At 72.4% G+C, this 24843-nt stretch carries 25 protein-coding genes and 1 pseudogene; 11 read left to right on the top strand and 15 right to left on the bottom strand.

The window, feature by feature from the left end:
* The first annotated feature begins 165 nt into the window (after window positions 1-165).
* Entirely contained in the window at window positions 166-1050 is an 885-nt protein-coding gene (locus ACZ3IG_RS03030; RefSeq protein WP_467428397.1) for an SCO2400 family protein, read from the top strand.
* Window positions 1051-1134: 84 nt separating this feature from the next.
* On the top strand, window positions 1135-1560 hold the full coding sequence (locus tag ACZ3IG_RS03035) for a beta/gamma crystallin domain-containing protein (RefSeq protein WP_467428398.1): 426 nt from the start codon (window positions 1135-1137) through the stop codon (window positions 1558-1560).
* A 198-nt stretch (window positions 1561-1758) separates the two neighbouring features.
* On the opposite strand, the gene ACZ3IG_RS03040 is transcribed toward ACZ3IG_RS03035, so the two are convergent.
* Window positions 1759-2151, bottom strand: a complete 393-nt coding sequence (locus ACZ3IG_RS03040; RefSeq protein WP_467428399.1) for a winged helix-turn-helix transcriptional regulator — start codon at window positions 2149-2151, stop codon at window positions 1759-1761.
* Between the two features lie 102 nt (window positions 2152-2253).
* Here ACZ3IG_RS03040 and ACZ3IG_RS03045 point away from each other — a divergent pair, with 102 nt between their 5' ends.
* The 3 genes and pseudogenes from ACZ3IG_RS03045 (at window position 2254) to ACZ3IG_RS03055 (ending at window position 4486) form a co-directional block, all read left to right on the top strand.
* Window positions 2254-3153: an alpha/beta fold hydrolase gene (locus ACZ3IG_RS03045; protein WP_467428401.1), complete on the top strand. Its 900-nt coding sequence runs from the start codon at window positions 2254-2256 to the stop codon at window positions 3151-3153.
* Window positions 3154-3198: 45 nt separating this feature from the next.
* Window positions 3199-3732: a GntR family transcriptional regulator gene (locus ACZ3IG_RS03050; protein WP_467428402.1), complete on the top strand. Its 534-nt coding sequence runs from the start codon at window positions 3199-3201 to the stop codon at window positions 3730-3732.
* A pseudogene (locus tag ACZ3IG_RS03055) lies at window positions 3729-4486 on the top strand (GntR family transcriptional regulator). The gene ACZ3IG_RS03050 and the pseudogene ACZ3IG_RS03055 overlap by 4 nt, the downstream one beginning before the upstream one ends.
* 20 nt (window positions 4487-4506) lie before the next feature.
* Here ACZ3IG_RS03055 and ACZ3IG_RS03060 read toward each other — a convergent pair.
* Complete coding sequence (locus tag ACZ3IG_RS03060) at window positions 4507-4962, bottom strand: MarR family winged helix-turn-helix transcriptional regulator (RefSeq protein WP_467428404.1); 456 nt, start codon at window positions 4960-4962, stop codon at window positions 4507-4509.
* 87 nt (window positions 4963-5049) lie between these two features.
* Between ACZ3IG_RS03060 and ACZ3IG_RS03065 the strand changes: the two genes are divergently transcribed.
* Window positions 5050-6072 (top strand): NADP-dependent oxidoreductase, encoded by a 1023-nt coding sequence (locus ACZ3IG_RS03065; protein ID WP_467428406.1) that lies wholly within the window; start codon window positions 5050-5052, stop codon window positions 6070-6072.
* A 115-nt stretch (window positions 6073-6187) separates the two neighbouring features.
* Here ACZ3IG_RS03065 and ACZ3IG_RS03070 read toward each other — a convergent pair whose 3' ends face one another.
* Entirely contained in the window at window positions 6188-6610 is a 423-nt protein-coding gene (locus tag ACZ3IG_RS03070) for a MerR family transcriptional regulator (RefSeq protein WP_467428409.1), read from the bottom strand.
* A 244-nt stretch (window positions 6611-6854) separates the two neighbouring features.
* Between ACZ3IG_RS03070 and ACZ3IG_RS03075 the strand changes: the two genes are divergently transcribed.
* Both ACZ3IG_RS03075 and ACZ3IG_RS03080 read left to right on the top strand, forming a co-directional pair.
* Window positions 6855-8357, top strand: a complete 1503-nt coding sequence (locus tag ACZ3IG_RS03075) for a SulP family inorganic anion transporter (RefSeq protein ID WP_467428410.1) — start codon at window positions 6855-6857, stop codon at window positions 8355-8357.
* A gap of 77 nt (window positions 8358-8434) precedes the next feature.
* The gene (locus tag ACZ3IG_RS03080) at window positions 8435-9241 is read left to right on the top strand and encodes an EI24 domain-containing protein (protein WP_467428412.1); all 807 of its coding nucleotides are present in this window, start codon (window positions 8435-8437) and stop codon (window positions 9239-9241) included.
* Here ACZ3IG_RS03080 and ACZ3IG_RS03085 read toward each other — a convergent pair.
* Both ACZ3IG_RS03085 and ACZ3IG_RS03090 read right to left on the bottom strand, forming a co-directional pair.
* Window positions 9210-10463, bottom strand: coding sequence for a pyroglutamyl-peptidase I (locus ACZ3IG_RS03085; RefSeq protein WP_467428414.1), 1254 nt, complete (start codon window positions 10461-10463; stop codon window positions 9210-9212). The two genes, ACZ3IG_RS03080 and ACZ3IG_RS03085, sit on opposite strands and share 32 nt — an antisense overlap.
* A 60-nt stretch (window positions 10464-10523) precedes the next feature.
* A complete protein-coding gene (locus ACZ3IG_RS03090) occupies window positions 10524-11099 on the bottom strand; it encodes a TetR/AcrR family transcriptional regulator (protein WP_467429171.1) in 576 nt (191 codons plus the stop codon).
* A 104-nt stretch (window positions 11100-11203) separates the two neighbouring features.
* Here ACZ3IG_RS03090 and ACZ3IG_RS03095 point away from each other — a divergent pair, with 104 nt between their 5' ends.
* Entirely contained in the window at window positions 11204-13636 is a 2433-nt protein-coding gene (locus tag ACZ3IG_RS03095) for a beta-glucosidase H (protein WP_467428416.1), read from the top strand.
* Window positions 13637-13727: 91 nt separating this feature from the next.
* On the opposite strand, the gene ACZ3IG_RS03100 is transcribed toward ACZ3IG_RS03095, so the two are convergent.
* Together ACZ3IG_RS03100 and ACZ3IG_RS03105 are read right to left on the bottom strand one after the other, a co-directional pair.
* Window positions 13728-14705 (bottom strand): aldose epimerase family protein, encoded by a 978-nt coding sequence (locus ACZ3IG_RS03100; protein ID WP_467428417.1) that lies wholly within the window; start codon window positions 14703-14705, stop codon window positions 13728-13730.
* Window positions 14706-14730: 25 nt separating this feature from the next.
* Window positions 14731-15627: an SGNH/GDSL hydrolase family protein gene (locus tag ACZ3IG_RS03105; RefSeq protein WP_467428418.1), complete on the bottom strand. Its 897-nt coding sequence runs from the start codon at window positions 15625-15627 to the stop codon at window positions 14731-14733.
* 266 nt (window positions 15628-15893) lie between these two features.
* On the opposite strand from ACZ3IG_RS03105, the gene ACZ3IG_RS03110 reads away from it, so the two are divergent.
* Complete coding sequence (locus ACZ3IG_RS03110; protein ID WP_467428421.1) at window positions 15894-16388, top strand: DUF3145 domain-containing protein; 495 nt, start codon at window positions 15894-15896, stop codon at window positions 16386-16388.
* A gap of 154 nt (window positions 16389-16542) precedes the next feature.
* On the opposite strand, the gene fabF is transcribed toward ACZ3IG_RS03110, so the two are convergent.
* The 5 genes from fabF to fasR all read right to left on the bottom strand — a co-directional run bounded on the left by fabF (window position 16543) and on the right by fasR (window position 21492).
* The gene (gene fabF / locus ACZ3IG_RS03115) at window positions 16543-17814 is read right to left on the bottom strand and encodes a beta-ketoacyl-ACP synthase II (protein ID WP_467428422.1); all 1272 of its coding nucleotides are present in this window, start codon (window positions 17812-17814) and stop codon (window positions 16543-16545) included.
* An 83-nt stretch (window positions 17815-17897) separates the two neighbouring features.
* Complete coding sequence (locus ACZ3IG_RS03120; protein ID WP_467428424.1) at window positions 17898-18146, bottom strand: acyl carrier protein; 249 nt, start codon at window positions 18144-18146, stop codon at window positions 17898-17900.
* 82 nt (window positions 18147-18228) lie between these two features.
* Window positions 18229-19260, bottom strand: a complete 1032-nt coding sequence (locus ACZ3IG_RS03125; RefSeq protein WP_467428425.1) for a beta-ketoacyl-ACP synthase 3 — start codon at window positions 19258-19260, stop codon at window positions 18229-18231.
* Window positions 19261-19276: 16 nt separating this feature from the next.
* Window positions 19277-20200, bottom strand: coding sequence for an ACP S-malonyltransferase (locus ACZ3IG_RS03130; protein ID WP_467428426.1), 924 nt, complete (start codon window positions 20198-20200; stop codon window positions 19277-19279).
* A gap of 89 nt (window positions 20201-20289) precedes the next feature.
* Window positions 20290-21492, bottom strand: coding sequence for a fatty acid biosynthesis transcriptional regulator FasR (fasR, locus tag ACZ3IG_RS03135; RefSeq protein ID WP_467428428.1), 1203 nt, complete (start codon window positions 21490-21492; stop codon window positions 20290-20292).
* Between the two features lie 59 nt (window positions 21493-21551).
* Between fasR and ACZ3IG_RS03140 the strand changes: the two genes are divergently transcribed.
* Window positions 21552-22208 carry a pirin family protein gene (locus tag ACZ3IG_RS03140; RefSeq protein WP_467428430.1) on the top strand — a complete coding sequence of 219 codons (657 nt, stop codon included), beginning with the start codon at window positions 21552-21554 and terminating at the stop codon, window positions 22206-22208.
* A gap of 1 nt (window position 22209) precedes the next feature.
* Here ACZ3IG_RS03140 and ACZ3IG_RS03145 read toward each other — a convergent pair whose 3' ends face one another.
* The 3 genes from ACZ3IG_RS03145 to ACZ3IG_RS03155 all read right to left on the bottom strand — a co-directional run bounded on the left by ACZ3IG_RS03145 (window position 22210) and on the right by ACZ3IG_RS03155 (window position 24749).
* Window positions 22210-23337 carry a DUF5954 family protein gene (locus ACZ3IG_RS03145; RefSeq protein WP_467428431.1) on the bottom strand — a complete coding sequence of 376 codons (1128 nt, stop codon included), beginning with the start codon at window positions 23335-23337 and terminating at the stop codon, window positions 22210-22212.
* An 82-nt stretch (window positions 23338-23419) separates the two neighbouring features.
* The gene (locus ACZ3IG_RS03150; RefSeq protein ID WP_467428433.1) at window positions 23420-24238 is read right to left on the bottom strand and encodes a serine hydrolase domain-containing protein; all 819 of its coding nucleotides are present in this window, start codon (window positions 24236-24238) and stop codon (window positions 23420-23422) included.
* A 40-nt stretch (window positions 24239-24278) separates the two neighbouring features.
* Window positions 24279-24749: a GNAT family N-acetyltransferase gene (locus ACZ3IG_RS03155; protein ID WP_467428436.1), complete on the bottom strand. Its 471-nt coding sequence runs from the start codon at window positions 24747-24749 to the stop codon at window positions 24279-24281.
* Between the last annotated feature and the right edge of the window lie 94 nt (window positions 24750-24843).

The raw sequence follows: 24843 nt of genomic DNA on the forward strand, positions 1-24843 counted from the left end.
CTGGCGTGACAGTAAGGACGGGGCGGCGGGGGTGTCAATGGGTCAGGCACATAACGGTTTCGGCACTTTCGAAACCTTGTCGCCGGTCGGGGCGGCCGTTTCCCACACAACCTTCACAGGCGGCACTAGGAAGGCGGCCGACGCGGAACTTAACCTTCACGCGTCATGGACTACTGCGACCCGTGCCGACGGCACCTCAACGGCGCCCTGGCCTGCCCGGGGTGCGGCGCACCGGCCGGCCCGGCGGACATACCGGCCTCGGAGGTACCTGACGCCACCGTCGGCGCCGGTACCGGTACCGGCGTCCCGGACCTCGGTCTCGTGGCGACGGCGGGGGAGTCCACGGCCGGAACCGACACCCGGGTGGCGGCGCCGGGAGGCCGCGCCGCCCGCAGACGCGAGCAGCGCCAGGACGGGCGGCGGAACCGGGAACGGGGCCCGGCGGGCGGCGGCCCCGCCGCCGACGGTCCTGCCGAGGACGCCGACGGTGCCGGCGAGGGCGACGGACTGCCCGGCCGACGCGATCGCAAAGCGGCGGCCCACCGCAGGCGCCGCCGCCGGGCGCTGCTGATCACCGCGGGGTTCGTGCTCGCGGCCGGCTGCCTGAGCCTGGCCGAACTCGGCACCGACGTCCCCGGTTTCCCCTCCTCGAAACCGGCCACGTCCGGGGGAGAGGGTCCCGAGTCCGACCGGGAGGACGAGGACGACGACCCCTCGCCGGGCACCACGACCGCCCCCGTGGACGACGCGACGTCCGCCGGCGCGACGGGTACGGCGCCCCCGGACGCCTCGGACTCGGCGTCGGCGGACCCGGACGCGTCGGGCACGACGGAGGCGGCGGACTCCGGCGCCCCGGACGAAGACGAGGACGCGGACCCGACGACATCCCACGCCACCACCCCGGGAGCCTCCTCGGCGCCCCCGGCGGCGACCACCCCGACGGACGAGTCCCCTTCCCTCCCGGAAACCTCCGACCCCGAGCCCTCGACCTCCGACCCGGAACCGTCGGCGTCGGAGACGTGCGACCGGTGGCTGTGGTGGTGCGCGTAGGGCTGCGCCGGGTCGAGATCCTCACCCTTCCGCTCGTCCGGCTCGGCCACCGGCGCGTCGACGGTTACGGTTACCCAATTCCGAATGGGAAAGTTGAATTCACTGGAGAGCTCAAGTACCGTTCGTGTCGTGAAAAAAATTAACCTCGGCAGGACTCAGGGATTACTCAAGAAGATTTCCGTCGCGGCGGCAGTCGCTGCCGGATTGACGATAGTGATTCCGGCGACTCCCGCCGCCGCAGTCAACCGCGTTGACTGTAAATGGCCCTCGACGATCGACGAGTATGCTCGCGTGACGTCATACGGCTTGCCGACGTGTTTCGCCAATGCTGGTGCGACGAGCGTGAATATCCACAATGTCGGAAAGTTCCACTCGGGCAACAATAAGGTCACGTTCTTCTACACCGTCGAAGCGAATGGTTATCAGAGCTCCCTCACCCTGGAGAAGTGGCAGGAGCGCAGCCTGACGTTCAATCTCACTGCCCGCGTGACTTCGGTGGTGATCTGGTGATCCGGTGACCGGACACCACTGACGAACTCCGCTGCCCGCGACGGCCGGACTTCCCTTCCTGGCCGTCCCGGGTCGACAGCGCCATTTCCAGGATCTGGTGCGTCGACCCGGAGTTTGCCCAAATAGCCGCGAGTGAGGACACGAGTCCTCGACGAGACTGGTCGGCCTTTCGACGCGGCGTGCCGCGATGGTAAAAGGTCAATACGGCTGACCGGGAGCCGATTCGTCGGAGAGCCGATTGTTCCTGTCGATCTCCGGCATGTGTGTCTCGGCCCAGACCCGCAGGGCGGCCAGCGGCCCTTCGAGGGAGAGGCCCAGCTCGGTGAGCCGGTAGTGGACGGCGGGCGGCACGGTGGGCTCGACGCGCCGGGCGACCAGGCCGTCGCGGTCCAGGCTCCGCAGGGTGGCGGACAGCATCTTCTGCGAGATGCCGGGGACCCGGCGCCGCAACTCCGCGAACCGGATCTCCCCCGACGCCTCCTCGGCCAGCACCTTCACCACCATCGACGTCCACTTGGTGCCGACGCGGTCGAGCAACTGCCGCGTCGGACAACGCGGATCGAGCAGATCACCGGGACGTGACGTGGTCACCCGTACCTCACCACCTGAAACAAAAGTGCCGTCTTGGGCTCACCAGGCTAGTTCCTTACGGTGACCAGGTCACCCTTGGTCACCCCCTGCCTGGAGCCAGCCATGCCCGCCCTGCCGGCCACGCCCGACCTGCGCCGCGTCCCCGTCAACGGCACCGAACTCAACGTCGCCCTCGCCGGGTCCGGCCCCGCCGTCCTGCTGCTGCACGGCTTCCCGCACACCTGGCAGGTGTGGACGGACGTCCTGGCCGACCTGTCCCGCGACCACCTCGTCATCGCGCCGGACCTGCGCGGCTTCGGCGCGAGCGCCCGGCCCGCCGCCGGAAACGACGCCGGCACGCTGGCCGAGGACGCCGAGGAGCTGCTCACCGCGCTCGGCGTCTCCTCGGCCGCCGTGGTCGGCATCGACGCCGGCACCCCGCCGGCCTTCCTCCTCGCCCTGCGCCGCCCCGGTCTCGTCCGGCGCCTGGCCGTCATGGAGTCCCTGCTGGGCCGGCTGCCCGGCGCCGAGGACTTCCTGGCCGGCGGACCGCCGTGGTGGTTCGGCTTCCACGCCGCCGCGCCCAGCCTCGCCGAGACCGTCCTCGAAGGACACGAGGCCGAGTACATCGACTGGTTCCTGAACGCCGGCACCCTCGGCGCGGGCGTCCGCCCGGCCGTCCGGGACGCCTTCGTCCGCGCGTACACCGGCCGGGAAGCGCTCGGCAGCGCGTTCGCCTCCTACCGGGCCCTGCCCGAGAGCGCCGACCAGATCGAGCGTGCCCTCACCACCACCCGCCTGACCGTCCCCACCCTGGCCATCGGCGCCCACCCCGTCGGCCACGCCCTGGAACACCAACTCCGCCCCGTCACCGACGACCTCACCGGACACGTCATCGAGGACTGCGGCCACATCATCCCCTTGCACCGGCCCCAGGCACTGCTGACGGTGCTGCGGCCGTTCCTGTCCGCCGGCCGCTGTCCGGACCGAAACGGCGGGGAGTGCACGGGTGATGTCGCCTAACGTTGGTCCCCGATGGGCTCGAACGCGAGCCGCGAGGAGGGCTTCATGGGTACGAGCAGCTGGGTCAGCACCTCCCTTCCGTACCTGACCCCGCAGCAGAACGACGCCTGGGCCGCCGAAGCAGCCGCGCGGGGCCGCCGGGGAACTCAGCGCGTCCTGCACGCCGGCGAGGTGCCCGCACCGGCCGAGGTCGCGGAGCTGTTCGGCATCGCGGCAGGGGAGCCGGTCGTCGTGCGCCGCCGCCTGATCCTGCTCGACGAGCGTCCGAACGAACTGACCGACTCGTACTACCCACTGTCCATCGCCCGGGGCACCGCCCTCGCCCGCACCGCCAGGATCCGCGGCGGAGCCGCCGCCCTGCTCGCGGAACTCGGGCACGTCGGCGTCCTGGTGAGGGAGGACGTGACGGCCGCGCTGCCCGACGAGGAGGAGTGCCGGACCCTGGACGCCACCCCCGACGAGCCGGTCCTCCGGCTCACCCGGGTCACGCTCGACCGCGACGACCGCCCGGTCCAGGCCGACCGTATGGTGATGCCCGCCCTACGGCAGAGGCTGCGTTACGAGATCAGGATCGGATGACCGTGCCCCAGGCAGAAACGGAAGCCGTCGACCGCCGCTCGCTGCACGAGCGCGTCGCCGCCGATCCGCGCGACGACATCATGAGCGGCGAACTCGCGCCCGGTGCGCGCCTGCCCTCGACGGCGCGGCTCAAGGAACCTTCGACGCGTCGAACGCCACGGTGCAGAAGGCGCTCCAACTCCTCAATGAGGAGAGCCTCGTGGTCGGCAGGGCGGGAGCCGCCGTCACCGTGCGCGAGCACCGGCAGCGCACGGTCCGGCCCGCCGCGCTCACGGCTCCGGGCCGCTGACTCACCGAGGCGGCCAAGCACGGCACCCACGCCCGCAGCGTCCTGCGCGAGGTCGCCGAGGTCATCCCGCCCGCCGACGTCCGAGCCGCCTTCGGCCTCCCGGCGGACGGCACGGCGCTGCTGCGCGCCCAGCTCCTCCTGATCGACGACGAGCCCGCCGAACTCGCCCACTGCTACTACCCGTTGGGCATCGCCCGGGGCACGGCACTCATGGAGCGCCGCCGGATCAAGGGCGGCGCCACCGCACTCCTCACGGAACTGGGGCATCCCCCGCGCCGCAGCGTCGACCGCGTCTCCGCACGCATCCCCACCCAGGAGCAGTACCAAGCCCTCCGCCTCACCGGCAGTACGCCCGTCCTGCGCACCCTCCGGGTCGTCCACAGCGACGGGCGGGCCCCGGTCGAGGTGACCGTCATGGTGAAGGCCGGGCACCTCTACGAGCTCCAGTACGAGTTCGAGGCGTAAGCACCCGCCCGCCCGGGGATTCAGCCCTCCGCCCCCTCGTCCTCCCCGACCATCCGCCGCAACGCGTCCCGCAGCGCCAGCCGCTCCCCCTCCGACAGCCCCGCCAGCGGCTCCCGCGCGAAGCGCAGTGACTCCCGCAGGCTCTGCGCCACCCGCAGGCCCTCCTCCGTGGCCGCCGCGACCTTCACGCGCCGGTCGCCGGGGTCGGGGCGGCGCTCCACCAGTCCGCGCGCCTCCAGACGGTCCACGATGCCCGTGACGTTCGACGGCTCGCACCGCAGCTTGCGGGCCAGCCTGCGCATCGGCAGCGGCTCCAGGGACAGCAGCCTCAGCAGCCGCGCCTGCGCCCCGGTCAGCGCGTGCTCGGCCGCCGCCTCCTCGTAGTCCGCGTGGAACCGGGCCACGGCCACGCCGATCAGCTCGACGACCTCCAGGGTCAGTGCGTCCGGTCGGGGGGTGGAGTGAGCGTCGGCCATGGATTCAGGGTACCCATTGTTTGACAACCTGAAATTTCCAGGCGCACAGTTGTTTCAGGTACTGAAACATCCTCGAAAGGGCCGCTCATGACCGAGTCCCCCACGCTCCCCTCCGTCAACCGCGAATGGCACCTGCTGAGCCGCCCGGTCGGCTGGCCGAAGGAAGAGGACTTCGCCCTCGTCGAGGCGGACGTCCCCACCCCCGGTGAGGGCCAGGTGCTGGTCCGCAACACCTACCTCTCCGTCGACCCGTACATGCGCGGCCGGATGAGCGCCGCCAAGTCCTACGTCGCCCCCTTCGAGCTGGGCAAGGTCATGCAGGGCGGCGCGGTCGGCGAGGTCGTGGCGTCGAACGCCGAGGGCATCGCCGCCGGCGACCACGTCCTGCACTGGCTCGGCTGGCGCGAGTACGCCGTCGTGGACGCGGCGCAGGCCGTCAAGGTCGACCCCGAGGTCGCGCCCCTGTCGACGTACCTCGGTGTGCTCGGCATGCCCGGCCTCACCGCGTACGCCGGTCTGCTGCGCACCGCCTCCTTCAAGGAGGGCGACGCCGTGTTCGTGTCCGGTGCCGCGGGCGCCGTCGGCGGCCAGGTCGGGCAGATCGCGAAGCTGAAGGGCGCCTCGCGGGTCATCGGCTCCGCCGGGTCCGACGAGAAGGTCAAGCTGCTCACGGACGAGTACGGCTTCGACGCCGCCTTCAACTACAAGGACGGCGACGTCAGCGGCCAGCTCCGCGCCGCCGCCCCGGACGGCGTCGACGTCTACTTCGACAACGTCGGCGGCGACCACCTGGAGGCCGCCATCGGCTCCCTCAACCGGGGCGGCCGGATCGCGGTCTGCGGCATGATCTCGGTCTACAACAACACCGAGCCCGCGCCCGGCCCGAAGAACCTCGCCCGCCTCATCCAGACCCGCGGCCGCATCGAGGGCTTCCTCGTCGGCGACCACTATGACCTCCAGCCGCAGTTCGTGGAAGAGGTCGGCCCCTGGGTCCGCGACGGCCGGCTGAAGTACCGGGAGACCGTCGTCGAGGGCATCGAGAACAACCTGGAGGCGTTCCTCGGCGTCCTGCGCGGCGACAACACCGGCAAGATGATCGTCAAGCTCTGACGCTCGATTCGGAACCTACCCTGACGCGAGGGTAGGTTCCGCCCCGTCCGCCCCGTCGGCCCCGTCGGCCCCGTCGGCCCCGTCGGCCCCGTCGGCCCCGTCGGCCCCGCCCGCCCTACTGCCGAGCCGGCTCCCCGCCGGACTCGGTCAGCCGCCGCCGCAGCGTGGCGGCGAAGTCCTCGGCCATCGACAGCCGGGCCCGAAGCGTCTCGCAGCGGGCGTCGGCCACCTTGCGGTAGGAGTCCAGGCGCTCCCGCAGCCGCTCCCGCTCCTCCTCGGAGGGAGCCCCGCCGACCGCCGACAGCCGGTCGGTGATCTCCAGCAGGTCCCGCATCTCCTCCAGGGAGAAGTCCAGCGGCTTCATCCGGCGGATCACCATCAGCCGCTCGACGTCCGACTCCGTGTACAGGCGGAAACCGCCCTTGCTGCGGGCGGAGGGGATGACGAGGCCGACCTCTTCGTAATGACGCATGGTGCGCAGCGACAAACCGGTCCGTTCGGCGACCTCGCCGATCTGCATCTGCCGCTGTTCCGTCATCGCCGTGTCTCTCCTCGTACTGAGCGGCTCGCACTCTTCCCTCACGTCAGGGTAGAGTCATCGAGCGGGTAGAACCATGATGCCCGACCGGCGCCCGGACGGGCCGCCGCTCTGTCCGTCGGGGCCCGTCGAGGCGGCCGGGCCCCGGACGGTTCCTCCCGGACGATCCCCCCCGGGAATCACGCACACCGAGCGCGAGTGTCCAGCGGCAAGTGGATACGTGCGCCTGAACAGGAACGGTCGCATGTCCTCACCGCTGTCCCAGGCCCCCGGGCCACGCCTGTCCAAGCCGGACTGGCTCGCCTCGCCCAAGGTGCTGCGCACCGAGGTGCTGGCCGGCCTGGTCGTCGCGCTCGCCCTGATCCCCGAGGCGATCTCCTTCTCGATCATCGCCGGCGTCGACCCCGCGATCGGCCTGTTCGCCTCGTTCACCATGGCGGTCGTGATCTCGGTCGTCGGCGGCCGCAAGGCGATGATCTCCGCCGCCACCGGCGCGGTCGCCCTGGTCATCGCCCCGCTCAACCGCGAGCACGGCCTCGGCTACCTGGTCGCCGCCGTCATCCTCGCCGGCGTCTTCCAGGTGGTCCTCGGCGCGCTCGGGGTGGCCAGGCTGATGCGGTTCGTGCCGCGCAGCGTCATGGTGGGCTTCGTCAACGCCCTCGCGATCATGATCTTCATGGCCCAGGTGCCGGAGATGCACGACGTGCCCTGGGCCGTCTACCCGCTGATCATCGGCGGCCTGGCCCTGATGGTGTTCTTCCCCAAGGTCACCAAGGTGGTCCCGGCGCCGCTGGTCTCCATCGTCGTCCTGACCGTGATCACCGTCGGCGCGGGGATCGCCGTACCGGCCGTCGGCGACAAGGGCGACCTGCCCTCCTCCCTGCCGGTGCCTGGCCTGCCCGACGTGCCGTTCACCCTGGAGACCCTGACCACCATCGCGCCCTACGCCCTGGCGATGGCGCTGGTGGGCCTGATGGAGTCGCTGATGACGGCCAAGCTCGTCGACGACATCACCGACACCCGCTCCGACAAGACCCGGGAGTCCATCGGCCAGGGCATCGCCAACATCGTCACCGGCTTCTTCGGCGGCATGGGCGGCTGCGCCATGATCGGCCAGACCATGATCAACGTGAAGGTCTCCGGCGCCCGCACCCGCCTGTCCACCTTCCTCGCCGGGGCGTTCCTGATGGTGCTGTGCATCGCCTTCGGGCCCGTCGTCTCGGACATTCCGATGGCCGCCCTGGTCGCCGTCATGGTGATGGTGTCGGTGGGCACCTTCGACTGGCACTCGATCCGGCCCAGGACCCTCAAGCGGATGCCGCTGGGCGAGACGACCGTCATGGTCGTCACCGTCGTCGTCGTGGTCGCCACCGAGAACCTGGCCATCGGCGTCGTCGTCGGCTCCCTCACCGCGATGACCGTCTTCGCCCAGCGCGTCGCCCACCTGGCCCGGGTGTCCGGCGTGGTCGACCCCGACGGCAAGCAGGTCGTCTACTCGGTCACCGGCGAACTCTTCTTCGCCTCGTCCAACGACCTCGTCCACCAGTTCGACTACCAGAACGACCCGGACGACGTGGTCATCGACCTCTCCGGCACCCGCATCTGGGACGCCTCCTCGGTCGCCGCGCTGGACGCCATCGAGACCAAGTACGCCGAACGCGGCAAGAAGGTCACCGTCACCGGCCTCGACGAGCCCAGCGCCGCCATGCGCGAGCGGCTCGCCGGACAGCTCACCGCGGGCCACTGACCCCCGCGCCCCCGCACCCGCGGGCCCCGCGCCCCGCGCCCATGCACCCGCCGGCCCCCGCCCGATAGAGTGCGCCCATGCGTGATCTTGGGGCGGGATTCGGTCATCTCCTGAAGGGCCAGCGCTGGGTGGCCCGGCACGGCAAGAGCTACGGCTTCGGGCTGCTGCCGGGACTGATCACCCTGGTCCTGTACCTGGCGGCCCTGGTGGCGCTCGCCCTGTGGGGCACGGACTTCGTCGCCTGGGCCACCCCCTTCGCCGACGACTGGTCGAGCCCCTGGCCCGGCCTCTTCCGCGGCTTCCTCACCGCCGTCCTGTTCGCCCTTGCCCTGCTCCTGGCTGTCCTCACCTTCACCGCGGTGACCCTGCTGATCGGCCAGCCCTTCTACGAGAGCCTGTCCGAGCGGGTCGACCGGGACGTCTCCCCGGACGGCACCGCCCCCGAGTCCGACCTGCCGCTCTGGCGGGAGCTGTGGATCTCCGGCCGCGACAGCCTCCGGATCGTCGTCCGCGCCGCGATCTGGGGCGTGCTCCTCTTCGCGCTCGGCTTCATCCCGGTCGTCGGCCAGACGGTCGTCCCCGTGATCGGCTTCTTCGTCACCGGGTTCTTCCTCACCGAGGAGCTGACCTCCGTCGCCCTCCAGCGCCGCGGCGTCGTCCTCCGCGACCGCCTCGCCCTGCTGCGCTCCCGCAAGACGCTGGTCTGGGGCTTCGGCACCCCGCTGGGCCTGGCCTTCCTGGTCCCGGTCGTCGCGGTGTTCCTGATGCCGGGCGCGGTCGCCGGCGCCACCCTCCTCGCCCGCGAACTGCTGGGGGAGGAGACCCGCGACGGCGACGAGGAGACCCCCGCCGTCAGCTCCGCGCCCGCTCCGCCGACGCGCTGACCGCCACCGACACGATCGCCCGCACCTGCGCCACGATGTCCCGCCGGGCGCGCACGAAGCCGGCGTCGGTGACCTCGGTGGTGTTCCCGGCGCCGAACTGGAGCACCGGCGTGTGCACATGCCCGCCGGGCAGCTCGTCGCCGAGGCCCAGCCGGTCGCGCAGCAGCGTCGCCCGGTAGGCGATCTCGTTGGAGAGGTAGTCCCCGCCGCCCCCGGCCCGCGCCGCCGACCCGGGCGTGGGCCCGTCCGGCCGGACCACGGGCTCGGTGCCGCCCGCCGGGACCTCCGTCACGCTGGTGTTGTCGTACACCGGGAACCGCCCGGTGTCCGCCGCCACGATCTCCCGGTACGGCAGCGTGGTCGTCGTCCACTGCGGCTGGCCGGCCGGGTCGGACACCGGCACGAGCCCCGTACGGGAGACGTTCTCGTTGTCCGCGAAGCCGCCGCGCCAGGCCCCGTTGGTCCGCTCCACGTCGAACCGGCCCACCCGCCCCTGGCTCACCGTCGCGAACAGGTCGGCGCGCGGCAGGTACGGCCGCAGCGCCCGCTCCACCGCGCCGCCCGCGAAGTCGTCCCAGCGCACCGGGAACACCGCCGTCTCCACCCGGGCCGGCCCCCGGTCGGTCCGGATCACCGCACCGTCCAGCGCCAGCGCGGACGCCCCGGAGGGGTTGGAGATACGGATGTCCCGGTCCAGCGTGAACGGGTCGAACCCGGTGACCAGGACCCGCAGCACGTCCTTGCCGCCCGGCAGCCGGATGTCCTCCTGCCCCCGTGAGGTCCGCTCCAGGTCCTCCAGCAGTGCCGCGCGCTGACGGGCCGACAGCCCGAACTCCGGCTCCCAGAGCCGCAGTTCCCGCGTCATCCCGAGCCGGGCCCAGTACAGCGGCCGGTCGTCGTCCCGCGGCAGGTCCCCGCGCGCCGGACCCCGCCCCCGCGCCCGGTCCACCGCCCGCTCCCACAGCGCCGACCCCTGCCGCAGGACCGTACGGCGGGCCTCGGCGCAGGAGTCCGCGCGGTCGAGGGCGCGGGCGAACTCCGGTGCCACCGTGTCGAATCCGGAGCGCCGCAGGATCTCCTGGGGCACCGCCCGGTCGAGCCGCCGTTCTTCCGCCGTGGGCGCCGCCGCCGTGGACGCCGTGGTGTCCGCCGCCGCCGGTACCGAGACCCCCGCCACCAGGGCCAGGGCAAGTCCGCTGATCCGTACACCTGTGCCGGTCATGGGCGGCAGTATCGCGTGACGGAAGTGACGCGCGCTACGGCGCGTGGTGCCGGACGAGCGTCACGACTCGCCCAGCAGCGTCAGGAAGTCCCGGAACGCCCCCGGCATGTCCACCGACTCCGGGTCCAGCAGCCACTGGTACTGCAACCCGTCCAGCACCGCCACCATGAGCGGCGCCGCCCGCTCCGGGGCCAGCCCGCTCGGCAGCCGGTCGCCGTACTCCGCGCGCAGCAGCTCCGCCATCGAGCCGCGCACCCGGCCGTACCGCTCGGCGAAGTACGCCCGCGCCGGATGCCCCTCCGTGACGCTCTCCCCGAGCAGCGCGGAGAAGGTCTGGACGATGCCCGGCCGTGTCGCGTTGTACTCGACCAGCGAGGCGAGCAGATCCAGGCGCAGTCCGCCGGCGGGGAGGGCGTCCCAGCGGTCCCGTTCCTCCAGGACCGCCACCAGCAGCGCCTCCTTGTTCGGGAAGTGGTGCAGCAGTCCCTGCTGGGTGAGCCCGGCCCGCTCGGCCACGGCGGCCAGGCTCGCGCCCCGGTATCCCCGCCCGGCGATGACCTCGACGGCGGCCCGCAGGATCTCCGCGCGCCGCTCCGCGCTCCTGGCCCTGGTCGTCATGGCGTCACCGTACGTCATACGGACGGCCGTCATATAACGACAGAATAACGAAACCTACCGATCACCAGGTGCCGGGTGCAGGATGAGCACGTCCGAACGGCTTTCGACGTGGAGGTGCCGCGGTGGCTGAGACAGCGGTGGAGACCGAGGCTCGGGAGGCGGCCGTCGAGGCCGCCCTGGGCAAGCTCGACCTGGAGGCGAAGGCACGGCTGCTGGCCGGGCAGGACATGTGGACCCTGCCCGCGTTCCCGGAGATCGGCCTCGCCTCCCTGGTGATGTCCGACGGCCCGATCGGCGTCCGGGGAGTGCGCTGGAGCGCCGACGACCCGTCCGTGGCGCTGCCCTCCCCGACCGCGCTGGCCGCCTCCTGGGACCCGGAGCTGGCCCGCCGCGCCGGGGTGCTGCTGGCCCAGGAGGCCCGCCGCAAGGGCGTCCACGTGCTGCTCGCCCCGACCGTCAACCTGCACCGCTCCCCGCTCGGCGGCCGGCACTTCGAGGCGTACAGCGAGGACCCGTACCTCACCGGCCGGATCGGCACCGGCTATGTCACCGGCGTCCAGTCCGGCGGCGTCGGCACCACCGTGAAGCACTTCGTCGCCAACGACGCCGAGACCGACCGCTTCACCGTGAACAACCTGGTCTCCGAACGCGCCCTGCGCGAGCTGTACCTGGCCCCCTTCGAGGCGATCGTCGAGAACGCCCGCCCCTGGGGCGTCATGACCGCCTACAACTCGGTCAACGGGCCGACCATGACCGAGCACCACAGGCTGGTCGAAGAGGTCCTGCGCGGGGAGTGGGGCTTCGACGGCTTCAACGTCTCCGACTGGACCGCCGCCCGCTCCACCACCGGCGCGATCGACGGCGGCCTCGACGTGGCGATGCCCGGCCCCGGCACCGTCTACGGCACGGCCCTCGCGCAGGCCGTGCGCGACGGCCGGGTCGAGGAGGCCAAGGTCGACGCCGCCGTGCGCAACGTGCTGCGGCTCGCCGCCCGCGTCGGCATCCTCCAGGGCGCCGAACCGGTCGTCCCCGAGCCCCCGGCCCCGGTGGACGGCGCCGCCCTCGCCCGCGAGATCGCCCGCCGCTCCTTCGTCCTGGTCCGCAACGAGGGCGGGGCCCTCCCCCTGCGGCCCGGCACCGTCGCCCTCATCGGCGCCGCCGCCCGCGACGCCCGCGTCCTCGGCGGCGGCTCCGCCACCGTCTTCCCCGCGCACGTCGTCTCCCCGCTCGACGGCCTCACCGCCGCCCTCCCCGAGGGCACCCTCAGCTACGCCGTCGGCGCCGACCCGAACACCGAACTGGCCGTCGCCGGCAAGGGCTTCGCCCTGCGCGCCGTCTGCCACGACGCCGACGGCCGGGTCATCGGCACCGCGAACGCCCCCGACGGCCACGTCCAGTGGATGGGCTCCGACCTGCCCGAGGGCGTCACCCACGAGGCCCTGCGCACCGTCGACCTCACCGGCACCTTCACCCCGCGCGACAGCGGCACCCACACCTTCGGCATCAAGGGCCTGGGCGCCTTCACCCTCACCGTCGACGGCACCACGTACTTCGACGACGTCCAGCGCCCCGTCAAGGACGACCCCTTCCTGTCCTTCTTCGGCGCCCCCGAGCCCCGCGCCGAGGTGGAGCTGACCGCCGGACAGCCGGTCGAGGTCAGCCTGCGGTACGCCGTCGACCTCCCCGACGACATGCCGATGAAGGTCATCACCTTCTCGCTGTGCCACGCCGAACCCGTACGCGACCCCGACGAGCTGATCGCCGAGGCCGTCGAGACCGCCCGGGGCGCCGACACCGCCGTGGTCGTCGTCGCCACCACCGAACGCGTCGAGTCCGAGGGCTTCGACCGCACCGACCTGAAGCTCCCCGGCCGCCAGGACGACCTGGTCCGCGCCGTCGCCGCCGCCAACCCCCGCACCGTCGTGGTCGTCAACTCCGGCTCCCCGGTGGAGCTGCCCTGGCGGGACGAGGTCGCCGCCGTGCTGCTGAGCTGGTTCCCCGGCCAGGAGGGCGGCGCCGCGCTCGCCGACGTCCTGACCGGCGCCCACGAACCGGGCGGCCGGCTCCCCACCACCTGGGGCTCCCTCACCGACGCCCCGGTCACCCAGGTCGTCCCCGAGAACGGCGCACTCCCCTACACCGAGGGCGTCTTCATCGGCTACCGCGCCTGGGAACGGGAAGGCCGCACCCCCGCCTACCCCTTCGGCCACGGCCTCGGCTACACCGACTGGAGCTACGAGTCCCTCCAGGTCACCGGCACCACCGTGCGGGTCCGGCTGCGCAACACCGGCGACCGCCCCGGCCGCGAGGTCGTCCAGCTCTACCTGGCCCCCGCCCAGCCCGACCCCTCCCGCCCCGCCCGCTGGCTGGCCGGATTCGCCGGCGTCGAGGCCGCCCCCGGCGAACGCGCCGAGGTCACCGTCGAACTGCCCCGCCGCGCCTTCGAGGTCTGGGACGAGGCGGCGGACACCTGGTCGTTTGTGAAGGGTTCGTACGAACTCCAGGCCGGGCGCTCGATCGCCGACCGCCGGATCACCGCGCCGATTAACGTCTGAGACCGAGGCCGCTCACCTGCCGAGCGGCCTCCCGGGACAGCCCCGGCCCGGACCTGACGACCGGGCCGGGGCTCAGCCCGCCCGCCGTGCCTCAGCGCACGGAGAACCCGTACACCGTCTCCGAACGGAACACCTCGCCCGGCGCCAGCACGGTGCTCGGGAAGGCCGGCCGGTTCGGCGAGTCGGGGAAGTGCTGGGTCTCCAGCGCGATCCCGTCCCCGGGCGCGAACGGCTCGCCCAGGTGGTCGGCGGTGTACAGCTGGAGACCCGGCTCCGTGGTCGCCACCGTCAGCACCCGTCCGGACGCCGGGTCGTACAGCTCCGCGACCTCCTCGGCCGCCGCCGTCACCCCCTTGTCCAGCACGAAGTTGTGGTCGTACCCCGACCCGACCTTCCGGGCCGCACGGAAGTCGAAACGGGTCCCGTCCACCTCCGCCAGTTCACCCGTCGGGATCAGGTCCGCGTCCACCGGCGTGATCCGCGAGGCGGCGATCCGCAGCTCGTGGCCGCCCGCGTGACCGGCGCCCCGGCCGCCCAGGTGGAAGTAGCTGTGGTTGGTCAGGTTCACCACCGTCGGCGCGTCCGTGACCGCCTCGTACGCGATCCGCAGCGCCCCCGACGCGTCCAGCGTGTACGTCGCCGACAGCTCCAGCCGGCCCGGGAAGCCCTCCTCGCCGTGCGGACTGACCCGGCGCAGCCGCACCCCGTGCTCGACGGGCGCCGCGTCCCACACGTACTTGTCGAAGCCGCGCTCACCGCCGTGCAGCGCGTTCGGCCAGTTGTTGCGGGCCAGCGTGTACGTCTCGCCGTCCAGCGTGAAACGCCCGCCCGCGATCCGGTTGGCGTACCGCCCGACCAGGGCACCGAAGTAGGGCCCCGGATGCGTCAGATAGCCCTCCAGGTCACCGAACCCCAGCACCACGTCGTCGCTCCGCCCGTCCCGGTCGGGGACCTCGGCCGACTGCACGATCCCGCCGTACGACAGAACCCGTACCCGCACGCCCGCCCGCTCCAGGGTCCAGCGGTGCACCGGAGTGCTGTCCGGAAGTGTTCCGAAGAGTTCGTTCATGTGCGAACTCTAAGTCACAGCGAGATCAGGACCCCTGCGCCGTGACCGCCCGGTAGGCGATCGCCGCCAGCCGGGCCTGCCCGTCCACACTCGGATGGAACCAGTCCCAGTGACTCAACTGCCCGGTCCCGAACCGGTAGTCGTACACGGCACCCCCGTCGGTCCGGCACCGCCGGTCCTCCGCGCACACCTCGGCCAGCACCGCGTTGTAGTCCTCCACCCGCTGCGCCACGGTCGCCCGCCGCGCGGTCGCCGCCGCGTCCACCGCGTCCGCGTCGCCCAGCATCGACGGGCAGATGCCCAGCTTCCACACCTGCTTGCCCAGCGCGCTGGTCCGCCCCTGCGACCACAGCCGCTTCAGGTCCGGGATGCTCGACACGTACACCTGCGCCTTCGGCAGCTCCGCCCGCAGCGTCCGCATCGCGTCCTCGAACTGCTTCCGGAACTCCGCCACCGGCGTCATCGCCGCCGTACTCGCCCGGCAGGCGTCATTGGCCCCCGCCATCACCGTCACCAGCTCCGGCCGGTGCTCCGCCGCCCGGGTCACCTGCCCGGCCAGATCCGCCATCCGGGCCCCGGTCACCGCGTGGTTCCAGCTCCGCCCGGCCGCCCCCTTCTTCCCCAGCAGCCGTACGGCGAGACTGTCGACCTCGGCGCTGTCGCCCGTCGCCCACGACACCTCCGGACAGTCCGACAGCACCGTACAGGCGTCGAACCCCCGGGTGATGGAGTCGCCCACCGCCGCGACCGACTCCGGGGAGGTGTCCCACACGGGCGTCGGGGTCGGGGACGGCGACCCGCCGGACTCGGCGGAACCACCGGAGTCACACGCGCCGGCCCCCAGCACGGCCGCGACGAGGACGGCGAGCACGGCCCGCGTACGCCGGCGGCCCCGCCCGCCCCGGTACGTCCCCTGTCCCATGCCCGCGTCCCATCCCTCGTCGTGCCGCCACGATCTCCCACAGCTCCAACCCATGACACCGCGCCAGGGTTCCCGGGGCCCGCGAAGCAACGTCCCACACCCGCACAAGCGTCCTGCCGGGTGAATGGCACAGGTTTGTCACTGCCGGGACCGACGGTACGTCACACTCCGCACGCCACCGCACGGTAGCCTCGCCCTCGACACGGCCCACCGGGCCGCTGCCGCTGTGCCCCTTCCGAGATGTCCCGCTCTGCCCGGAGGTTCCGGTGACGACACGTGGAGTTCTGTACGTGCACTCCGCTCCGCGCGCGCTCTGCCCCCACGTCGAGTGGGCCGTCGCGGGCGTACTCGGCACGCGCGTCAGCCTGGACTGGATCCGGCAGCCCGCCGCCCCCGGCACCTGGCGCTCGGAGTTCTCCTGGCAGGGGCAGGCCGGCATCGCCTCCAAACTGGCCTCCGCGCTGCGCGGCTGGCAGCTGCTGCGCTTCGAGGTCACCGCCGAGCCCGGCGCCGCCCACGAGGGCGAGCGCTACAGCTGCACCCCCGACCTCGGCATCTTCCACGCCGTCACCGGCATCCACGGCGACATCCTCATCCCCGAGGACCGCCTGCGCGCCGCCCTGCAACGCTCCCAGCGCGGCGAGACGGACCTGGCGTCCGACCTCGCCCGCCTCCTCGGCAAGCCCTGGGACGACGAGCTGGAGCCGTTCAGATACGCGGGCGAGGGCGCCCCGGTCCGCTGGCTCCACCAGGTGGTCTGACTTCCCAACGTCCTGGGGCAAATGCCGCTGGGGGCGCGGGGAACTGCGCGACAAGCCACAAAAGCACCCGCACCCGGCACACGACGCACACCGGAACGGCGATGGCCCGAACCCTTTCCCAAGGGTTCGGGCCATCGGAACTCACGGCGCTGCGTCACACCGTCCGGAACGCCAGCACCACGTTGTGCCCCCCGAACCCGAACGAGTCGTTCAGCGCGGCGATCCGCCCGTCCATGGGCAGCTTCCGCGCCTCCCCCCGCACGATGTCCGCGTTGGCCGCGGCCTCGGGGTCCAGCTCGGTCACGTTGATCGTCGGCGGAGCCACCCGGTGGTACAGCGCGAGCACGGTCGCGACCGTCTCGACACCGCCCGCACCGCCGAGCAGGTGCCCGGTCATCGACTTCGTGGCGGAGACGGCCATGTGGTCCGCGTCGTCCCCGAACACCTTCCGCAGCGCCTTCAGCTCGGCGATGTCACCGGCCGGCGTCGACGTGGCGTGCGCGTTGACGTGCACGATCTCCGCCGGGTCCAGGTCGGTGCGGTCCAGCAGGTTCTGCAGGGCGTGGGAGATACCGCGCCCCTCCGGCTCCGGCTGCACGATGTCGTGGCTGTCGGCGGAGATGCCCTGTCCGACCGCCTCCGCGTACACCCGCGCCCCGCGCGCCGCGGCGTGCTCGGCGGACTCCAGGACGATGACGCCCGCGCCCTCGCCGAGGACGAAGCCGTCGCGCCCCGTGTCGAAGGGACGGGACGCGCCCTGCGGGTCGTCGTTGTTCTTGGACATCGCCATCATGTTGCCGAACGCGGCGATGGGCAGCGGGTGGATCGCCGCCTCCGTACCGCCGGCGACGACGATGTCGGCCCGGCCGGTGCGGATCATCTCGATGGCGTAGCCGATGGCCTCGGCGCCCGACGCGCAGGCGGAGACCGGGGTGTGCACGCCCGCCCGGGCGCCCACGGCGAGGCCGACGTTGGCGGACGGGCCGTTCGGCATCAGCATCGGCACGGTGTGCGGGGAGACCCGGCGGACGCCCTTCTCCTTCAGCACGTCGTACTGGTCGAGCAGCGTCGTCACCCCGCCGATGCCGGAGGCGACGACCGCGCCCAGCCGGTCGGGGTCGACGTCGGCGCCCTCACCGGCCTTGGCGTCGAAACCGGCGTCCTTCCACGCCTCCTGTGCCGCGATCAGCGCGAACTGCGCCGAACGGTCCAGGCGGCGGGCCTGCGGCCGCGGGATGGTCTCGGTCGGCTCCACGGCCACCGGGGCCGCGATACGGACCGCCTGGTCGGCGGCCCACTCCTGGTCGAGCGGCTTGACGCCGGACTTGCCGGCCACCAGACCCTCCCAGGTGGAAGCTGCGTCGCCACCCAGCGGTGTGGTTGCGCCGATACCGGTGACGACCACGGTGCGATTGGTCGAGCTCACGGGAATTCTTTCTCCAGATACGAGGATTCGAACGGCGCCACCGCCGGGTGGCGGGGCATCAGCCCAAGGCAGTGATCGGCGGATCAGGCCTGGTGCTTGAGGATGTACTCGGTCGCGTCGCCGACCGTCTTGAGGTTCTTGACGTCCTCGTCGGGGATCTTGACGTCGAAGCGCTCTTCGGCGGCGACGACGACCTCGACCATGGACAGCGAGTCGACGTCCAGGTCGTCGGTGAACGACTTGTCCAGCTCGACGTCCTCGACCGGGATGCCGGCGATCTCGTTCACGATCTCGGCGAGACCGGCGACGATCTCTTCCTTGGTGGCGGCCATGAGGGCGCTCCTTCGTTGTGTTCCGTAAGGGTGTGGGCGGTGCGTTCCGCACCGGATGCATGAATGATCCGGCACGGAGTGCCTAGGGGAGAGTAACGACCGTCGCGGCGTAGACGAGACCCGCCCCGAAGCCGATGACGAGTGCGGTGTCGCCGCTCTTCGCCTCGCCGGTCGCCAGGAGCCGCTCCATCGCGAGCGGGATCGAGGCGGCCGAGGTGTTGCCGGTGGTGCGGATGTCACGGGCGACCGTGACGTGCTCCGGCAGCTTCAGCGTCTTCACCATCGAGTCGATGATCCGCACGTTGGCCTGGTGCGGGATGAAGACGTCCAGTTCGTCCGAGGTGATTCCGGCCGCGTCCAGGGCCTGCTGGGCGACCTTCGCCATCTCGAACACGGCCCAGCGGAACACCGCCTGGCCCTCCTGCGTGATCGCAGGAAACTTCACGTTGCCCTCGCTGTCGAGGGGCAGTTCGGTGACGTCGCCGATCCGGAAGCGGTCCCACGGCACGGTCTGCTTGATCGTCTCCGACTTGTCGCCCTCCGACCCCCAGACCGTCGGGCCGATCGCCGGCTCCTGCGAGGGGCCGACCACGACCGCGCCCGCGCCGTCGCCGAAGAGGAACGCGGTGGCCCGGTCCTCCAGGTCGGTCAGGTCGCTGAGCCGCTCGACACCGATGACGAGTACGTACTCCGCCGAACCCTCGACGATCATGCCCTTGGCCAGCGTCAGCCCGTAGCCGAAGCCCGCGCAGCCCGCCGAGATGTCGAACGCGGCGGCCTTGTCCGTACCCAGCTGGTCGGCGATGGCGGTGGCGATGGCCGGGGTCTGGGAGAAGTGCGACACGGTCGACACGACGACGGCACCGATCTGCCGGGCGTCGATCCCCGCGTCCGCGATCGCCTTGCCGGACGCCTCGACCGACATCGCGGCGACGGTCTCCTCGGGGCCCGCCCAGTGCCGGGTCTCGATGCCGGAGCGGGAGCGGATCCACTCGTCGGACGAGTCGATCTTCTCCAGGATCACCTCGTTGGGCACCACCCGGGTCGGGCGGTAGCCGCCGACACCGAGGATGCGCGCGTACGGGGCTCCCTTGCTTGGCTTGATCTTCGACATGCTCTCGGGCTCCTTCTCACGCACCGTGTTCCGCGATCAGATCGCGGGCGGCGTCGAGGTCGGCGGGGGACTTGAGGGCCAGGGTCCGCACGCCGGGCAGCGCGCGCTTGGCCAGCCCGGTGAGCGTGCCGCCGGGGCACACCTCGATCAGGGCGGTGACTCCCAGTTCCTTGAACGTCTCCATGCACAGGTCCCAGCGGACCGGGTTGGCGACCTGGCCGACCAGCCGGTCGAGCACCTCGGCGCCGACGGCGACGGTACGGCCGTCCCTGTTGGAGACGTAGGGGACGGCGGGATCGGCGGGGGACAGCTTCTTGGCGGCCTCGGCGAGCACGTCGACGGCGGGGGCCATGTGGTGCGTGTGGAAGGCGCCGGCCACCTTCAGCGGGACGATCTTGCGGACGCCCTCCGGCTTGTCCTCGGCGAGCGCGGCGAGCTGCCGCATCGTTCCGGCGGCGACGATCTGCCCGGCGCCGTTGACGTTGGCCGCGGTCAGGCCGAGCTTCTCCAGGTGCGCCACGCTCACCTCGGGGTCGCCGCCGAGCAGCGCGGACATCCCGGTCTCGGCGGTGGCGGCGGCCTCGGCCATGGCCAGGCCCCGCTCGCGTACGAGGGTCAGCGCGGCGGTGTCGTCGAGGACGCCCGCGAAGGCCGCGGCGGTGATCTCGCCGACGCTGTGGCCCGCGACCGCGCCCGGGGCGATCTCGGAGACGGCACCGAGTGCCGAGGCCGAGAGCAGACCGGCGGCGACCAGCAGCGGCTGGGCGACGGCCGTGTCACGGATCGCGTCGGCGTCGGCCTCGGTCCCGTAGTGGGCGAGGTCGAGGCCGATGGCGTCCGACCACGCGGCGACGCGGTCGGCGGCGCCGGGGAGCTGGAGCCAGTCAGTCAGGAAGCCGGGCGTCTGGGCACCCTGGCCGGGAGCGACGAGTACGAGCACTCTCACACTCTCTCTTGGGGACGGGCGTGGCCGCCCGTGAGGACAGGGACGAAGAACAGGGAGGGGTTTTGTCGACCCCCCACAAAAGACTAGGGTTGCGGATCTCCATCGGTCAGACGCCCCAGGATCAGTGCGATCCGCAGGGTGAAGGCGGATCGTACATCGGAGGGTGACCAGCCGGTGACATCAGTCACACGTCGGAGCCGGTAGCGCACGGTGTTGGGGTGAACGAACAGCATCCGGGCGGCCCCTTCGAGGCTGCTCGCCTGTTCGAGATAGACGCTCAGCGTCTCCAGCAGCGCCGCGCCGGCTTCCTCCAGCGGTCTGTAGATCTCCTCCACCAGTTGGTCGCGGGCCGCGGGGTCCCCGGCCATCGCGCGCTCCGGAAGCAGATCGTCCGCCAGCACCGGGCGCGGGGCGTCCGGCCAGGCCGAGCCCGCTTTCAGCCCGGCCGCGGCGGCCTGCGCGGACCGGGTCGCGGCGAGCAGGTCGGGCACGACGGGACCGGCCACGACCGCCCCCTGCGCGAACGGCCCGATCAGCGACTTGGCGACGGCGAGCGGATTGTCGCTGCCGCCCGCGATCACCACCAGCCGGTCGCCGAGCACCCCGGTCAGCACCTGGAGCTTGGCGTGCCGCGCCGCCCGCCGGATCGCCTCCACGGTCAGCTCCGAGTCGCCGTCGGGCGCCGTGCCCAGCACCACGCACACGTGCTCGGGGGAGTTCCACCCGAGGGCGGCGGCCCGCGACACGGCCCCCTCGTCGGCCTCTCCGCTGAGCACCGCGTTCACCACCAGCGACTCGAGGCGCGCGTCCCAGGCGCCGCGTGCCTCGGCGGCCTGCGCGTAGACCTGGGCGGTGGCGAAGGCGATCTCCCGGGCGTACACGAGCAGCGCCTCGCGCAGCACGGACTCGTCGCCGGGCGCGGCCACCTCGTCGATCGCGGACTCCATCACCTCGATCGTGGTCCGCACCATCTCCACGGTCTGCCGCAGCGTGATCGCCCGGGTCAGTTCGCGCGGCGCGGTCCCGAAGACGTCGGTGGAGATGGCCTGCGGGGCGTCCGGCCGCCGGAACCACTCGGTGAACGCGGCGATGCCCGCCTGGGCCACCAGCCCGATCCAGGACCGGTTCTCCGGCGGCATGGCCCGGTACCACGGCAGGGTCTCGTCCATCCGCGTGATCGCCTGCGCGGCGAGCGACCCGGCGGACTGCTCCAGCCGCTTCAGGGTCGCGGAGTGCGGATGGGCGGGACGCGCTGCGGGGGGCCTGCTGGCTTCGGGTTCGGGCACGGGGACAAGACTGCCTTATCGGGACGGGCACCTGTGCCGTCGGGTCTACGGTGGACGGTGTGATGGACGTACGCCGCGCCGACGAGCGCTACCCGGGGGGTGACCCGGCGGCCGGGATCGAGTCGCGGCACGCCTTCTCCTTCGGGCCCCACTACGACCCGGACAACCTCCGCTTCGGCGCCCTGATCGCCTGCAACGAGGAACGGCTCGCCCCCGGCGCAGGCTTCGACGAGCACCCGCACAGCCACACCGAGATCGTGACCTGGGTGGTCGAGGGCGAGCTGACCCACCGGGACAGCACCGGCCGGGAGACGGTCGTCCGCGCCGGGGACGTGCAGCGGCTGAGCGCCGCGGGCGGCGTACGGCACGTGGAGCGCAACGACGGCCCGCGGCCGCTGACCTTCGTACAGATGTGGCTGGCCCCGCGCGAGCCCGGCGGCACCCCGTCCTACGAGACCGTCCGCGGCATCGCCGACTCCACGCCGTACGCCCTCCCCGCGGCCGGCGCCCTGCTGCACGTACGGCGGCTGGCGGCGGGGGAGCGGACGGCGGTGCCGGACGAGACGTACGTGTACGTCCACGTCGTGCGCGGCGCGGTGCTGCTGGACGGGGCCGAGCTGGGCCCCGGCGACGCGGCGCGGGTCACCGGGGCCAAGGGCCTGGAGGCGGAGGGCGTGACGGCGGCGGAGCTGCTGCTGTGGGAGATGGCGGCCTGACTCAGCCGCGCCGCCGCTTCGCCTTCCGCTCCTTGACCGCCGCGCGGCGCTTCTCCTCCGCCTCCCACAGGGCCTGCAGCTCACGGGTGCGTTCGTCGAGTTCGACCGGCTCGTCCTCGTCCTCCTCCCACTCGCCCTGTTCCTTCAGCTTCCGGACCTGGACGTCGATCGGGTCCTCCGGGTCGTAGTCGCTGGGCCGGGGGCCCTCCGGCCCGTCGGGGCCGATCCGCACCAGCCGCTCGACCCGGGTGACGCGGAACCGCGTCCCGTCCACGCTGAGGCTGTTGGCGCGCTTCTCGTCCAGTTTGTCGGCGGCCCGCGCGTACTCCGCCTTCTTCTCGTCCGACAGCCGCAGCGTGAACGGCGCCATGACCCGCAGCCACCCGGCGAGGGCGTCTCGGGCGCCCTGCGGAGTGGAGTGCGAGGCACCGGGGTTGTGCGACTGCCACTCCCCGTCCGTCCGCTCGGCGACCATGAACACGGCCGGCAGCAGCACCCCGCCCGGGTAGTCGCGGGCCGCCCGCCGCGCGTCCCGGCGTACGTCCTCCGGTGCGCCGGGGCCGGGGCCGACGAACTGCACGAGGTCCAGCCTCAGCAGGCTGTCGGCGAGCCCGGTGCTGGTGTACGGGTCGACGACGAACCCCTTGGTGCGCCGCGGCTCGCGGTACCCCTCACCGACCTCCGCCGGGTCGGGGTCGGAGGGCCGGGGCGGCTCGGGCCCGGCGTCGCCCACCCGGACGAACTTCGCGGCCCGGACGATGCGGAAGTGCTCCCCGTGGACCGTGAGGTCATCGACGACCTCCCGGTCCATGCGCAGGGCCCCCGACATCCACGTCTTCTGTGACTTCGCGTCCCCGGCCTCCTCGGCCGCCTTGGCCCGCATCCGGAAGTGGGACCCCAGGGAGTCCCGGGCGCCCTGCGGGGTGTCGTTGCCGTACTCGGACAGCTCCCAGCCGCCGGTGTCCAGCTCGCGCGCGTGGAAGAACTCCCCGAGGCCCACCCCCAGCAGCTCGGGATACCGCTCCCGCGCCTCCCATGCCTCCTGCTCGGCGAACGCCGCGATCGGGCCGTCCTGCGGGGCGACCCGGAAGGTCAGATAACCCGGCGCTCTGTCTGCGTAACCGCTCATGTACTCAATGTGCTGGAAGCGGGAGCGGTTTCGCCGGGGAACGGGAGAAATCAGCCCCGGATCAGCCCGGATCAGCCCCGGATCAGCCCTTGTCGGCGAGGACCGCGTCCGTGAACGGCGGCCACGCCTCGACCGCCCACGGTCCGAACGCCCGGTCGGTGAGCGCCACGCAGGCCAGCCCCGCGTCCGGGTCGATCCACAGGAACGTACCCGACTGCCCGAAGTGCCCGAAGGTGCGCGGCGAGGACGCGGAGCCGGTCCAGTGCGGGGACTTGCCGTCGCGGATCTCGAAGCCGAGGCCCCAGTCGTTGGGGTTCTGGTGGCCGTAGCCCGGCAGCACGCCCTTGACGCCCGGGTACTGCACCGTCATCGCCTCGGCGACCGTGCGCGGGTCCAGCAGCCGCGGCGCCTGCACCTCGGCGGCGAAGCGCAGCAGGTCCCCGACGGTGGAGACGCCGTCCTTGGCGGGGGAGCCGTCGAGCGTCGTGGAGGCCATGCCGAGCGGGGCGAGCACCGCCTGCCGGGCGTACTCGGCGAACGGGATGTCGGTGGCCTTGGCGATGTGGTCGCCGAGCTGCTCGAAACCGGCGTTGGAGTACAGCCGCCGCTCCCCGGGGGACGCGGTCGCGCGGTGCTCGTCGAAGGCCAGCCCGGAGGTGTGCGCCAGCAGGTGCCGGACGGTCGACCCGGGCGGGCCGGCGGGCTCGTCCAGTTCGATCGCGCCCTCCTCAAGGGCGACGAGGGCCGCGTAGGCGGCGAGCGGCTTGGTGACCGAGGCCAGCGGGAAGGGCCGCCCCACGGGGCCGTGGGTGCCCAGCACGGTGCCGTCCGCCCGTACGACACCCGCCGCGGCGGTGGGAACCGGCCAGTTCTCGATCAAGGCGAGGCTCTTCAGTGACATGGCGTCGAGCCTAGGGCCTGTCAGACAGGCCCTGGGCGGCTCAGAGCCGGAGCCGCATCGAGGGGTCCGGCTTGCGGACGAAACCGAGCGAGGCGTACAGCGGCTCGGCGTCGGCGGAGGCGTTCAGGTCGACCTGACGGACACCCCGCTCCCGGAACCACTCCAGCAGTTCCGTCATGCACGCGCGCGCGTACCCGCGGCGCCGGGCGTCCGGGTCGGTGGCGACGCTGAAGACGTGGCCGGTCAGCCCGTGCGGACTGCCGGCCCGCCCGATGCGGTACTCCACCGTCCCCGCCACCAGCGCGGCCAGCGCCCCCGGCCGCTCCGGGTGGTCGACGACGAACGCGGCGAAGTCCCCGTCGGGGGAGTCCAGCCGGCCGCGCAGCGTCGGCAGCGACTCGGCGTGCCAGCCCGCGTCGCCGGGCCCCGCCGCCATCGAGTCGATCATCACCTGACGCAGGCGCAGCACTTCCCCGGCGTCCTCGGGCACGGCACGGCGTACGAGACTCATGCCTCGAACGGTAGTGATCCTCCCTGTGCCGTGTCCGGCGATTTTCCGCCCCGCGGCTTGCCTGGAGCGCACTCCAAGGTCATAGCGTGGGCGC

The organism is Streptomyces sp. NPDC016677, assembly GCF_055562815.1.

What these genes read in the sequence shown, in the direction of transcription:
- ACZ3IG_RS03085 (WP_467428414.1), bottom strand. Translation starts at nt 10,463, where the DNA reads ATGACCGGCACAGGTGTACGGATCAGCGGACTTGCCCTGGCCCTGGTG.
- ACZ3IG_RS03120 (WP_467428424.1), bottom strand. Translation starts at nt 18,146, where the DNA reads ATGGCCGCCACCAAGGAAGAGATCGTCGCCGGTCTCGCCGAGATCGTG.
- ACZ3IG_RS03065 (WP_467428406.1), top strand. Translation starts at nt 5,050, where the DNA reads ATGACCGAGTCCCCCACGCTCCCCTCCGTCAACCGCGAATGGCACCTG.
- ACZ3IG_RS03090 (WP_467429171.1), bottom strand. Translation starts at nt 11,099, where the DNA reads ATGACGTACGGTGACGCCATGACGACCAGGGCCAGGAGCGCGGAGCGG.
- ACZ3IG_RS03075 (WP_467428410.1), top strand. Translation starts at nt 6,855, where the DNA reads ATGTCCTCACCGCTGTCCCAGGCCCCCGGGCCACGCCTGTCCAAGCCG.
- ACZ3IG_RS03145 (WP_467428431.1), bottom strand. Translation starts at nt 23,337, where the DNA reads ATGAGCGGTTACGCAGACAGAGCGCCGGGTTATCTGACCTTCCGGGTC.
- ACZ3IG_RS03105 (WP_467428418.1), bottom strand. Translation starts at nt 15,627, where the DNA reads ATGGGACAGGGGACGTACCGGGGCGGGCGGGGCCGCCGGCGTACGCGG.
- ACZ3IG_RS03125 (WP_467428425.1), bottom strand. Translation starts at nt 19,260, where the DNA reads ATGTCGAAGATCAAGCCAAGCAAGGGAGCCCCGTACGCGCGCATCCTC.
- ACZ3IG_RS03155 (WP_467428436.1), bottom strand. Translation starts at nt 24,749, where the DNA reads ATGAGTCTCGTACGCCGTGCCGTGCCCGAGGACGCCGGGGAAGTGCTG.
- ACZ3IG_RS03080 (WP_467428412.1), top strand. Translation starts at nt 8,435, where the DNA reads ATGCGTGATCTTGGGGCGGGATTCGGTCATCTCCTGAAGGGCCAGCGC.
- ACZ3IG_RS03100 (WP_467428417.1), bottom strand. Translation starts at nt 14,705, where the DNA reads ATGAACGAACTCTTCGGAACACTTCCGGACAGCACTCCGGTGCACCGC.
- ACZ3IG_RS03050 (WP_467428402.1), top strand. Translation starts at nt 3,199, where the DNA reads ATGGGTACGAGCAGCTGGGTCAGCACCTCCCTTCCGTACCTGACCCCG.
- ACZ3IG_RS03070 (WP_467428409.1), bottom strand. Translation starts at nt 6,610, where the DNA reads ATGACGGAACAGCGGCAGATGCAGATCGGCGAGGTCGCCGAACGGACC.
- ACZ3IG_RS03035 (WP_467428398.1), top strand. Translation starts at nt 1,135, where the DNA reads ATGGGAAAGTTGAATTCACTGGAGAGCTCAAGTACCGTTCGTGTCGTG.
- ACZ3IG_RS03030 (WP_467428397.1), top strand. Translation starts at nt 166, where the DNA reads ATGGACTACTGCGACCCGTGCCGACGGCACCTCAACGGCGCCCTGGCC.
- ACZ3IG_RS03060 (WP_467428404.1), bottom strand. Translation starts at nt 4,962, where the DNA reads ATGGCCGACGCTCACTCCACCCCCCGACCGGACGCACTGACCCTGGAG.
- ACZ3IG_RS03045 (WP_467428401.1), top strand. Translation starts at nt 2,254, where the DNA reads ATGCCCGCCCTGCCGGCCACGCCCGACCTGCGCCGCGTCCCCGTCAAC.
- ACZ3IG_RS03150 (WP_467428433.1), bottom strand. Translation starts at nt 24,238, where the DNA reads ATGTCACTGAAGAGCCTCGCCTTGATCGAGAACTGGCCGGTTCCCACC.